Origin of the sequence: Nonomuraea sp. CA-141351, from assembly GCF_050944675.1 — a bacterium.
Lineage (GTDB): Bacteria > Actinomycetota > Actinomycetes > Streptosporangiales > Streptosporangiaceae > Nonomuraea.
Window position 1 is genome coordinate 8,842,789 of record NZ_CP191982.1, and the last position, 11,972, is coordinate 8,854,760.

Here is an 11,972-nt window from a genome sequence, read left to right on the forward strand (position 1 = left end):
AGACCGGATGAGCGCTACGGACCGGCGCCGAACGGACCGGGCGCGTTACGGCCGTCTCGGCCCGCCCGACCCGTGAACGGATGTCACAGGCACGGGTTGGTGCTGGAGTCGACGACCTTGTCCTTGAGCGAGTCAGGGATCGCCGAGACCACGCGCACCCCGGGCCAGTCCGTCCCGATGACGAGCTGGATGATCGGCCCGTCCGGCGCCTGGACGGCCCGGGACTTGTACGGCTGCGTGTTGACCGGCCGTACCTTGCCCGCCACCGGCGTCTTCTTGTCCTTGGACAGCCGCGCGGCCACCGCGTCCCCGTAGGCGGCCCCGTCCGCGGCGTCCTTCTTGGCATACCGGACGGCGGTGTTCGCGGTCGTGGCGGCGTTGCCGACCTCCGTGATCACGAACCCCTGCGCGGCCAGCTCGTCGGCCACCTGGACCGCCTTGCCCGGCTCCCCCGTGCCGTTGAGCACCTGGACGCGTACCTGCTTGTTCTCGATCTTGGGCGCGGCGGACTTGCCGGGTGCGGGGGTCGCGGTGACCTCGACGTCGTCACGTACGCTCTCGAAGAAGTCACGAGCGGCGGGCTGGCTGAACTGAACCCGGTTCTTGTCGGCCGGATAGGGCTCGGTGGGCACGGTGATGCCCTTGAGCTCCTTGGCCGTCAGGCCCTTGACGCTGTAGGCGATTTCCACCATGCGGTCGAGCGTGAGCTCGTCGTCCACGGTGACGGCCTTGGCGCTGGCCAGGAGGAACGAGTTCAGCTTGGCGGGGTTGGTGAGCAGGCCGCCGTCGGTCACGGCCTCCAGCACCTTGGTGAGGAAGACCTGCTGGCGCTGGATCCGGCTAAGGTCACTGCCGTCGCCCAGCGCGTACCGGGTACGTACATACCCCAGTGCCTGCTCACCGTTCACCACGTGCTTGCCCGCGCTGAGCACCAGCTTGGACTTGGGGTCGTTGACGGCCTTGGGCAGGCAGATCTCGATGCCGCCGATGGCGTCGATGATGCCCTTGAAGCCGGTGAAGTCGACCTTCACGAAGTGGTTGATCTTGATGTTGGTGAGCGACTCGAGGGTCATGATCGTGCAGTTGATGCCGCCGTCGTTGAAGGCGGAGTTGATCTGGCGCAGCCCCCCGGGGAGCACGGTGCCGGTACGGCTCCGGCACTCGGGGATCATCACCATGGAGTCACGCGGGAAGCTGATCATGGTGGCCTTGTCCCGGTTCGGGGAGATGTGCAGCAGCATGATCGTGTCGGTGCGCTCGCCGATCTCCTTGAGGTGGGGCCCGTACTTCTTGTTGTCGCCCTCACGGGAGTCGGAGCCTACGAGCAGCACGTTGAGTGCGCCGGTCTCGGGCGGACGGTTCGGGCCGACCACGATGGGCTGATGGGGAATCTCGGCCTCGACGCTCCGCACGTACGCGTATGCCGCGAGCGAGACGGCCACCAGCACGAACGTCAGCCCGATGCTGACCCACCCCAGCACGGAGACCCGCCGTCGCGGGCCCGGCTCGCGGCTGCGCCGCCGAGGTGGAGCTTCCACCGGATATTTCGCGCTCTGTCTCACACGCCCCCCTCCGCAGAAGAGAAACGCGTTCCCCTTCCGGTGACGCGCAGTGTACTGAGAAAACCCGTGACTCAAGGACTGTCGCGCCATCTTGACGACGGCGGCAATTCACCGGGGTGCCACTCTTCCGTGCTAGCGAGGGCTCCATCCAAAGCCCGCGAATCCGGGGCGTCGCTACGAGGAGTGACGCCATCATGACATGCATGCTGTTGACCGAGACGGCGCCCCCTCCAGGCGCTCAGGAGCTGACCGAGTTGCGGGCCACGGCCAGGGCCGCCCGCCGCCGGGCCTTCGTCGCACTCTCCGCCGCCATCGCGCTGCTGGCCACCGCCCAGTTGCTCGCCGACCGGGCCCCGACCAAGGAGCAGACGCTGCCACTGGCCGTGTTGTCGCTGGCGGTCTTCATGATGGCGCTGCCCGCACTGGCGATCACCCAGTACGTCTGGGGCGCCTGTGCCCGGCTCGTCCACCAGAGAGAGCGCGAGCTCTACGCCGTCGCCCGCTCGGGCTGGGCGCGGCCACTCAGCCGGCTCGCCGTGGCCTGCGGCTGGGCGGTGACGCTGCTGCTCGGCTGGACGGCGCCGCACTTCTTCCGCGAGGCCGCCCTGTACGCCTTCGCCGACGCCCTGGCCTGGGCCGCCGAGGCGCTGGCGGTGACGAGTCTCGCGGCGGGGGTGTTGTTCGTCCTGTGGTGGGCACGTGACGCGGTGGGGATGCTGGTGCGTGCCCTGCGGCCGGGCGGATCACCTGGCGATCCGTGGGACCCCGGCCGTGGCGCGTGCCCGCGAGAGGGCGCGGCGCTCTGGACGGGCGCGGCCGTGGCGGTCGCGGCCCTGGTCGGGGCCCGCGCCCATCTCTGGGAGCCGGGCACGGCCGTCATTTACGCATTGCTGACCGTCGCTCTCGTCTGCGGAGTAGTTACTGGCGAGTAGCATAGGCACGGAACCCCACTCTCCAACGAGGAGCGAATCCGTGCCTTCCTCTCGTGACGTCGTGTTCGTCGACGGCGTGCGCACGCCTTTCGGCCGGTCAGGACCGAAGGGGCTGTACGCGGAGACCCGCGCGGACGACCTGGTCGTCCGCGTCATCCGCGAGCTCATCAGGCGCAACCCCGACCTGCCGCCCGAGCGGGTGGACGAGGTCGCCATCGCCGCGACCACGCAGATCGGCGACCAGGGCCTGACCATCGGCCGGGCGGCGGCGGTGCTGGCCGGGCTGCCCAAGAGCGTTCCCGGCTACGCCATCGACCGCATGTGCGCGGGCGCGATGACCGCGGTCACCACGGTCGCGGGCGGCATCGCGTTCGGCGCGTACGACGTGGCCATCGCGGGCGGCGTCGAGCACATGGGCCGTCACCCGATGGGCGAGGGCGTCGACCCGAACCCGCGGTTCCTGTCGGAGAAGCTGGTCGATCCGAGCGCGCTGGTCATGGGCATGACAGCGGAGAACCTGCACGACCGCTACCCGGCGATCACGAAGGAGCGCGCGGACGCGTACGCGGTGCTGTCGCAGGAGCGGGCGGCCAAGGCGTACGCCGACGGCAAGATCCAGCTCGACCTGGTGCCGACCGCGATCAGGACGGCGGAGAAGGGCTGGGGCCTGGCGGTCGAGGACGAGGCGCCGCGACCCGGCACCACGATGGAGGGGCTGAGCGCGCTGAAGACGCCGTTCAGGCCGCACGGCAACGTCACGGCGGGCAACTCCTCCGGCATCAACGACGGCGCCACCGGCTGCGTCGTGGCGGCCAAGGAGGTGGCGGACGAGCTGGGGCTGGGCGCGAAGATGCGGCTCGTCTCCTACGCGTTCGCGGGCGTGGACCCCGAGGTCATGGGCGTGGGGCCGATCCCGTCCACGGAGCGGGCACTCCGGCTGGCGGGCCTGGACATTTCGGATATCGGGCTGTTCGAGATCAACGAGGCGTTCGCCGTACAGGTGCTGGCCTTCCTCGACCACTTCGGGATCGCCGAGGACGACCCCCGCGTGAACCAGTACGGCGGCGCCATCGCCTACGGCCACCCGCTGGCCTCCTCGGGCGTGCGGCTGATGACGCAGCTCGCGCGGCAGTTCGGCGAGCGTCCCGACGTGCGGTACGGCATCACCACCATGTGCGTCGGCATGGGCATGGGCGGCACTGTGATCTGGGAGAACCTGGCATGAGCAACCTCGAGACCTGGCGGGCGCTGCTGAGCGAGCGCAACACCGACGAAGTCGTCACCAAGGCGCTCGTTCGCGATGTGCAGCTCCCCCACGGCGCGGGCACGATGGCGCTGATCACGCTGGACAACGGGTTCGACCACACCAAGCCCAACACGTTCGGCCCGCACGGCCTGTTCGCGCTCGACGGCGCGCTGTCGGAGATCGCCGAGCGCACCGACCTGGCCGCCGTGGGCGTGACGGGCAAGCCGTTCATCTTCGCCGTCGGCGCCGACCTCAAGGGCGCCGCCGCCCTGACCACACACGAGGAGGCCCTGGCCATCGGCGCGCTGGGCCACCACGTCTTCCGCAGGCTGGGCGAGCTGCCGATCCCGTCGTTCGCGTTCGTGAACGGCGCCGCGATGGGCGGCGGGCTCGAGGTGGCGCTGCACTGCACGTACCGGACCATCTCCTCCGGCGTGCCCGCGGTGGCGCTGCCGGAGTGCTTCCTCGGCCTGGTGCCCGGCTGGGGCGGCACGCAGCTCCTCCCCCGCCTGATCGGCCCGGCGAACGCGATCAAGCTGATCATCGAGAACCCGCTCTCGCAGAACCGCATGATCAGGGGGAAGGAGGCGTACGAGCTGGGCGTCGCGGACGCGATGTTCGAGCCCGCCGACTTCCTGGAGGAGTCCCTGCGCTGGGCCGCCCGCGTGATCAAGGGCGAGCCGGCCGTGGAGCGGCCGTCCCACGACGAGGACTGGGACAAGGTGGTCGGCGACGCGCGCTTCCTGGTGGACATGAAGCTGCGCGGCGCCTCACCCGCCCCCTACCGCGCGCTCGACCTGATCGCCCAGGCCCGCACGGCCTCCCGCGACGAGGGCTTCGCCGCCGAGGACCAGGCGCTGGCCGACCTGCTGATGGGCGACGAACTGCGGGCCGGGCTCTACTCGTTCGACCTGGTGCAGCGCCGCGCCAAGCGGCCCGCGGGCGCACCCGACGCGTCGCTGGCCCGCAAGGTCACCAAGGTCGGCGTGGTGGGCGCGGGGCTGATGGCCTCGCAGATGGCGCTGCTGTTCGCGCGCCGCCTGGAGGTGCCGGTCGTGCTGACCGACCTCGACCAGGCCAGGCTCGACAAGGGCGTCGGGTACGTGCACGCCGAGGTCGACAAGCTCCTCGGCAAGGGCCGCATCTCGAACGACCAGGCCAACCGGATCAAGGGTCTGGTGACCGGCTCCCTGACCAAGGACGCCTTCGCCGACGCCGACTTCGTGATCGAGGCCGTGTTCGAGGACCTGGCGGTCAAGAAGCAGGTGTTCGCCGAGGTGGAGGCCGTGGTCTCGGCCGAGTGCGTGCTGGCCACGAACACCTCCTCGCTCTCCCTGACCGAGATGGGCGCCGATCTGGAGCATCCCGAGCGGCTGGTCGGGTTCCACTTCTTCAACCCGGTGGCCGTCATGCCGCTGCTGGAGATCATCCGCGGCGCCGCGACGGACGACGCCACGCTGGCCACGGCGTTCGCGGTGGGCAGGACGCTGAAGAAGTCGTCGGTGCTGGTCAAGGACGCCCCCGCGTTCGTGGTCAACCGGCTGCTGACCTGTTTCATGGGCGAGGTCGTGGCGGCCGTGGACGAGGGCACGCCGTTGGAGGTGGCCGAGCACGCGCTGGACGGGCTCGGGCTGCCGATGACGCCGTTCGCGCTGCTGCAGCTCGTCGGCCCGGCCGTCGGCCTGCACGTGGCCGAGACGCTGCACGAGGCCTTCCCCGGCCGGTTCGGCGTCTCGGAGAACATGGCCAAGCTGGTCGCCACGGGCAAGCCGGGTGTGTACCGTCCCGACTTCACATTGGACCCCGAAGCGGTGGCCGTCTTCTCCGGCGGCTCGTCTCCGTCCACCGCCGAGCAGGTACGCGACCGCGTCCTGTCGGCGCTGGCCGGGGAGATCCGCATCATGCTGGAGGAGGGTGTGGTCGCCGCACCGCAGGACATCGACCTGTGCATGATCCTCGGGGCGGGCTGGCCGTTCCATCTGGGCGGTATCACTCCATACCTGGACAGGACGGGCATCGCCCAGCCGCGCTTCCTCGCCCCGGGGATCGCCTCAGTGCCTGTCTGATCCTTTAAGGAGGCCCGTCCGGCGGGCCTCCTTAACCTATTTGGACCTCCGTCGTAGCGTTTTGTAGCGTCCTACGAACGGAGAGTAGTCATGATCCGAGTACTTGGCACCGTCGCGGTCTGCGGAATCGTCATGCTGGGCATGTCGTCGCCCGCCCTGGCCGCGCGCCCGAAGGCGCCGAAGGCCCAGCTCAAGGTCGGCATCGCGGTGAAGGGCGGGTCGCCGACAACGGTCCGGCTCCAATGCGGGCCCGCCGGGGGTACCCACCCGGACGCCCGCGCGGCCTGCCAGCTGCTGGAGAAGGTCGACGGGCATCCCGAGCGGCTCAACGTCTCGCCGGACGCCGCCTGCACGCGGGAGCTGCAGCCGCATGCCGTCGCGATCCAGGGCCGCTGGGACGGCAAGAAGGTGCGCTGGGGCAAGGTCTTCGACAACGCCTGCCTGGTGAAGGCCGCGACAGGAGAGGTCTTCACCCTCTGACACGACTGAGGGGGCGGGGATCGCGCCCGCCCCCTCAGTCGTCGCTCTTGGCCCGGGGGGTCGCGGTCCTGCTGTGGCGGTAGCCGTAGAAGAAGTAGACGATGACGCCGACGAGCATCCAGACCAGGAACCTCAGCCACGTCTCCACCGGCAGGTTGAGCATGAGGTAGAGGCAGGCCAGCACGGACAGGATCGGCAGCACCGGCACCAGCGGCGCGCGGAACGCCCGCTCCAGGTCGGGCCTCGTGCGCCTGAGTATGACCACGCCGATCGAGACCACCACGAACGCGAAGAGCGTGCCGATGTTCACCAGCTCGGCCAGCTCGCCGAACGACACGAACCCGGCCAGCGCCATCGTCACCACTCCGATGACGATCGTGAGCCGGGCCGGCGTGCCGAAGCGAGGGTGGACCTTGGCCAGCGGGCGCGGCAGCAGCCCGTCGCGGCACATCGCGAACAGCACCCGGGTCTGGCCCAGCAGCAGCACCAGCACCACGGTCGTCAGCCCGGCGATGGCGCCGACGCTGATGATCGTGGCCAGCCAGGCGTAGCCGACCGAGGTGAACGCGTCGGACAGCGGCGCCGAGGTGCTCAGCCGGTCGTAGCGTTGCATGCCGACGACGACGAGCGAGACGGCGACATAGAGAGCCGTGCAGATGGCCAGCGAGCCGATGATGCCGCGCGGCACGTCGCGCTGCGGATGGATGGTCTCCTCCGCGGCCGTGGCCACGATGTCGAAGCCGATGAACGCGAAGAACACGATCGCCGCGGCGGAGAAGATGCCGAGCACGCCGAACGCGACGGGCGTGACGCCGAACAGCACCTGGATCAGCGGCGCCTTCAGCCCTCCCACGCGCGGCGTGGACACCGCCTCGGGGATGAACGGCGTGTAGTTGGCGGCCTTGACGAAGAAAAGCCCGGCCCCGATCACCAGCAGCACCACAAGGATCTTGGTGATCACGAGGATGAGGTTGACCCGCGAGGACACCTTGATCCCGGCGACCAGGATCGAGGTGAGGAGGAGGACGATCACGATGGCGGGCACGTTGACCACGGGGTTTTCGCCCGCGATGGCGCTGGGCAGGTGGATGCCGACGGACGAGAGCATCGAGGCGAAGTAGCCCGACCAGCCGACCGACACCACGGCCGCGGCCAGCGCCAGCTCCAGGGTCAGGTCCCAGCCGATCACCCACGCGGGGAACTCGCCCAGGGTGGCGAAGGCGAAGGTGTAGGCCGAGCCGGCGACCGGGATCGTGGAGGCGAACTCGGCGTAGCACAAGGCCGCGAGCCCGCAGACGATGCCCGCCACGACGAACGAGACCGCCACCGCGGGCCCCGCCACCTCCCTGGCGACCTCTCCCGTGAGCACGAAGATCCCGGTGCCGACGATCACCCCGATGCCGAAGATCGTCAGGTCAGTGGCGGTGAGGCGCTTACGCAACTGGTGTTCGGGGTCTTCGGTGTCGCGGATCGACTGCTCGACACTCTTCGTGCGAAAGATCTCCACAACCAGTGCACCTTCCCACGCCCTGGGTGACCATGCCTGGCCACACGGTGACAACGGCCCGTTCTCCGGCCGGCTTGGGCGGGAGGGAGGGCGGGCCGGCACGCTCGACGGACACCACAGACAGCCACTGCTGCGGCAAGCCGAGGCGTCGGCCGCGACGGGCGGTGCGCGTGTTCATCGCCCTGGTGCCCGGCCACCAGACGGCCACCTCGATCATGCGAGTGCCGCCGCACCGCGCGGTGGTGGAGGCGGGCGAGCGTCGCGGCGGGGCCGGGCCGGGCAGAGCGGCGTCGGCGCCGGACGGAGCGGAACGCCGCCGGGCGGGGTGGTGTGGCAGCACGCGAAGTGGATGTGCCGCCGGTGGTGGCCGCGGCGTTGATCGCCGTGCTGGGGGATCGACGCCGCGGGGTGGTCAACGGCGGGCGGGCTCCTCGTGGGAGGTGCGCTTGGCGACGGCCTCGGTGATCTGCCGGGCGAGGTCCTGTCCGGTCAGGCCGATCCTGCCGAGGATCGCGGCCCGCTTGGCGTGGTCGAGGAACTCCTGCGGGATGCCGTGCGTACGCACCGGCACGTCGACGTCGGAGTCGCGCAGCAGGCGGGCCACGGCGTCGCCCACGGCACCCACGCGGCCGTTGTCCTCGACGACGGCCACCAGCTTGTGGGCACTCGAGGCCAGCACCAGCGCCTCGTCGAGCGGCTTGACCCAGCGGGGGTCGACGACGGTGGCCGAGATGCCCTGGGCGTCGAGCAGGACCGAGGCGTCCATGCAGACCTGCGCCATCGGGCCCACGCCGACCAGCAGCACGTCGGGGTCGCCTTCGGGGGCCCGCAGCAGGTCCATCTCGCCCAGCTTGCCCACCGGCTCGATCGATTCGGCGACCGGGCCCTTGGGGAAGCGCAGCACGGTCGGCCCCTCGGTGACCTCCACGGCCTCGCGCAGCAGCTCGGTCACCCGGTCGCCGTCGCGCGGCACGGCGATCCTCAGGCCCGGGACGACCTGGAGAATCGACAGGTCCCACATGCCGTTGTGGCTGGCGCCGTCGTCGCCAGTGACGCCCGCCCGGTCGAGCACCACGGTGACGGGCAGCCGGTGCAGGGCGACGTCCATGAGGAGCTGGTCGAAGGCCCGGTTGAGGAACGTGGCGTAGACGGCCACGACCGGGTGCATGCCACCGAGCGCCAGCCCGGCGGCGCTGGTCAGCGCGTGCTGCTCGGCGATGCCGACGTCGTAGATGCGGTCGGGGAAGGCGTCGGCGAACGCGTTGAGGCCGGTCGGGTGGAGCATGGCCGCGGTGATCGCGACGAGGTCCTCGCGCTCCTTGCCGAGCCGGACGAGCTCCTCGCTGAACACGTTGGTCCAGATGCGGCCCTTGGGCTTCTCCGCGCCGGTGGCCCGGTCGAAGGCGCCGGGCGAGTGGAACTGGTCCTCGTCGTGGTTTTCCGCGGGCGTGTAGCCGCGACCCTTCTGGGTGAGCGCGTGGACGATGACGGGGCCGCGGAAGTCGCGGGCCTTGCGCAGCGCCGCCTCCATGGCCTGCTCATCATGGCCGTCGATGGGGCCGACGTATTTCAGCCCGAGGTCCTCGAACATGACCTGCGGCGCCAGGACGTCCTTGACGCCCTTCTTGAAGCCGTGGAGCGCGTCGTAGAGAACGGGAACGTTCCCCAACTTCTCCTTGACGTATTCGAGCATGTCCTCATACCTGCGGTTGACCCGCAAGGAGGACAGGTGGGAGGCCAGGCCGCCGATCGTGGGCGAGTAGGAACGGCCGTTGTCGTTGACCACGATCACGACCGGCAGGTCTTTGGCGGCGGCGATGTTGTTGAGCGCCTCCCATGCCATGCCGCCGGTCAGCGCGCCGTCGCCGATCACCGCGACCACCGTGCGGTCGTGCTCGCGGCGCAGCTTGAACGCCTTGGCCAGGCCGTCGGCGTAGGAGAGCGCGGTCGAGGCGTGGGAGTTTTCCACGAAGTCGTGCTCGGACTCGGCCTGGCTCGGGTAGCCCGACAGGCCGCCCTCCTGCTTGAGCGCCTCGAAGCCCGAGGCCCTTCCCGTCAGCAGTTTGTGCACGTACGCCTGGTGGCCGGTGTCCCAGACGATGGGGTCGTCCGGCGAGTCGAAGACCCGGTGCACGGCGATGGTCAGCTCGACCACACCGAGGTTGGGGCCGAGGTGGCCGCCGAATCTGGCGCACGAGTCGACGAGCAGATCACGGATCTCCCCCGCGAGTCGTGGCAACTCCTCGACAGCGAGCCGTTTGACGTCGTGCGGTCCCTTAATCGAGCCCAGCAACCCGCTCACGGATCCGACTCCCCTCTGCTCTTGTGCGCCGACGCTCCGAGTCTAGTTCCCGGAGGCCTCACTGACTCCATCGAGTCAAATCCACCCACATATGTCCGATCTTGACCTAGTCTTTCGGGACATATGAACTCCGTCCCCAAAAGCAAACTTGCGGCTCTCGCGGTCGCCATGCTGGCACTTGCCCTGGCAGCGGCCGGTTTGGTGCTCGTGCTGGCCGACGTGGCCACCACCTCGACGGAGCCGCAGAACGAGGCCCAGCAGGCCGCCTCCCCGCCCTCCAAGGTCTCCAGCCAGTCGCAGAAGGGCCCGTCGATCGGCAGGGCGCTGGCGACGGCGAACCCGCTCTACAGGACCGGGCGCCTGACCGACGTGAACTGCACGCCGGGCGACCTGCCGGCCGGAAGCATGACCGCCTACCGGCGCTTCCTGACCCGTGTGACCAACTGCCTCAACAAGGCGTGGGGCGCCCAGTTCCGCAAAGCCGGGCTGCCCTTCGCCAAGCCGCGGCTGCGCATCATCACCACCAAGATCAAGACACCCTGTGGCGCGTGGAACGCGGGCGCCGACGGCGTCTACTGCTCCACCGACCGCACGATGTACCTGATGATCAGCAGGGACCAGTTAAGGAACCCGTTCCCGCTGGGCATCACCCGCCTGATCGCCCACGAGTACGGCCACCACGTCCAGCAGACCTCCGGCATCTGGAACTATTACTGGGCCGCCAGGAACGTGGCGGGAAAGGCCAAGCGGCTGCAGCTCTCACGCAATTCGGAGTTGCAGGCCGAATGCTTCTCCTCGGTCTTCATGAGCACGTTGAAGGGGACGGAGCTGGTCACGGACGCCGACTGGGCGTACACCGTGGACTGGTTCAGGAAGAACGGCGCCAAGGGCTGGCCGCAGAACGACCACGGCAGGGGGCCGACGCAGGCGGCCTGGATGACACGTGGCTTCAACCGCGGGACTCCGGGCGCATGTAACACCTGGTCCGCCTCACCCACGAATACACTTTAATATTCCTTTACCTGGAACTCCCTCTTTAATAGGGTGCCTTCTCATGCGTATCCCCCGATTGGCGCTCATGGCAGGCGCCCTGGCGAGCCTGCTCTTCGCCGGCACGGCCCACGCGGCCACCGCTGCTCCGGCATACAAGCCCGTACTGGCGAAAAACCCGATCTACAAGACGGGCAAGCTCGGCTTCGACACGTGCGAGGAGCCGAAAGTGCCGTCCGGGAGCCTGGACGAGGTCAAGGGCTACCTCGACGTCGTGCTCGACTGCCTCAACGCCGCCTGGGAGCCCAAGATCAAGAAGGCGGGTTACGCCTTCAGCAAGCCCTCGCTGCAGGTGATCACCAAGGTCGGCACGGCCACGGGCTGCGGCAAGTTCCCGGAGGGGGCACAGGCGATCTACTGCCCGGGGAACAAGAAGATCACCTACTTGCTGAGCTGGAACCTCGTCGAGGAGCCGAACGACCTGATACTGATGCTGGTCCTGGCCCACGAGTACGGCCACCACGTCCAGCACCTCACGGGCATGTTCAAGGTCGAGACGCGGTACAACGGCAAGAACGAGGCCCGCGTGCTCGACGAGGCACGGCGCTTCGAGCTTCAGGCGGAGTGCCTGGGAGGCGTGTTCATCGGCAGCGTCTGGCACTCCCTGGGCCGCCCGGACACCGACTTCACCTACCTCGTCAAGAACGGCGGCACCGGCCTCGACCTGTCAGCCATCGGCGTGAAGGTCGAGGGCTGGGGCGAGAAGACGCACGGCAACGCCTCGAACATCGGGCGCTGGCTCAAGAGCGGCTTCGACACCGAGTCGGCCGGCGGCTGCAACACATGGACGGCGCCCAAGTCCAAAGTGTCCAAGTAGTCCTCTATGA

At 69.2% G+C, this 11,972-nt stretch carries 9 protein-coding genes; 6 read left to right on the forward strand and 3 right to left on the reverse strand.

All coding sequences use genetic code 11. The annotated features are described in order from the left end of the window. Positions 1-83: 83 nt before the first annotated feature. Complete coding sequence (locus ACQPWU_RS41660; RefSeq protein WP_433431181.1) at positions 84-1,562, reverse strand: LCP family protein; 1,479 nt, start codon at positions 1,560-1,562, stop codon at positions 84-86. A gap of 203 nt (positions 1,563-1,765) precedes the next feature. Here ACQPWU_RS41660 and ACQPWU_RS41665 point away from each other — a divergent pair, with 203 nt between their 5' ends. The 4 genes from ACQPWU_RS41665 to ACQPWU_RS41680 all read left to right on the forward strand — a co-directional run bounded on the left by ACQPWU_RS41665 (position 1,766) and on the right by ACQPWU_RS41680 (position 6,286). Next, the gene (locus tag ACQPWU_RS41665; protein ID WP_433431182.1) at positions 1,766-2,494 is read left to right on the forward strand and encodes a hypothetical protein; all 729 of its coding nucleotides are present in this window, start codon (positions 1,766-1,768) and stop codon (positions 2,492-2,494) included. Between the two features lie 61 nt (positions 2,495-2,555). Beyond that, positions 2,556-3,719: a thiolase family protein gene (locus tag ACQPWU_RS41670; protein WP_433445418.1), complete on the forward strand. Its 1,164-nt coding sequence runs from the start codon at positions 2,556-2,558 to the stop codon at positions 3,717-3,719. Continuing rightward, entirely contained in the window at positions 3,716-5,806 is a 2,091-nt protein-coding gene (locus tag ACQPWU_RS41675) for a 3-hydroxyacyl-CoA dehydrogenase NAD-binding domain-containing protein (RefSeq protein WP_433431183.1), read from the forward strand. Before ACQPWU_RS41670 ends, ACQPWU_RS41675 begins: the two co-directional genes overlap by 4 nt. A 90-nt stretch (positions 5,807-5,896) precedes the next feature. After that, positions 5,897-6,286: an SSI family serine proteinase inhibitor gene (locus tag ACQPWU_RS41680; protein WP_433431184.1), complete on the forward strand. Its 390-nt coding sequence runs from the start codon at positions 5,897-5,899 to the stop codon at positions 6,284-6,286. Positions 6,287-6,320: 34 nt separating this feature from the next. Here ACQPWU_RS41680 and ACQPWU_RS41685 read toward each other — a convergent pair whose 3' ends face one another. After that, positions 6,321-7,793 carry an amino acid permease gene (locus ACQPWU_RS41685; protein ID WP_433431185.1) on the reverse strand — a complete coding sequence of 491 codons (1,473 nt, stop codon included), beginning with the start codon at positions 7,791-7,793 and terminating at the stop codon, positions 6,321-6,323. Positions 7,794-8,205: 412 nt separating this feature from the next. Beyond that, positions 8,206-10,095: a 1-deoxy-D-xylulose-5-phosphate synthase gene (gene dxs / locus ACQPWU_RS41690; RefSeq protein WP_433431186.1), complete on the reverse strand. Its 1,890-nt coding sequence runs from the start codon at positions 10,093-10,095 to the stop codon at positions 8,206-8,208. A gap of 123 nt (positions 10,096-10,218) precedes the next feature. Between dxs and ACQPWU_RS41695 the strand changes: the two genes are divergently transcribed. Together ACQPWU_RS41695 and ACQPWU_RS41700 are read left to right on the forward strand one after the other, a co-directional pair. Further along, positions 10,219-11,106, forward strand: coding sequence for a neutral zinc metallopeptidase (locus tag ACQPWU_RS41695; protein ID WP_433431187.1), 888 nt, complete (start codon positions 10,219-10,221; stop codon positions 11,104-11,106). Between the two features lie 43 nt (positions 11,107-11,149). After that, positions 11,150-11,962, forward strand: a complete 813-nt coding sequence (locus tag ACQPWU_RS41700; protein WP_433431188.1) for a neutral zinc metallopeptidase — start codon at positions 11,150-11,152, stop codon at positions 11,960-11,962. Positions 11,963-11,972: the final 10 nt, after the last annotated feature.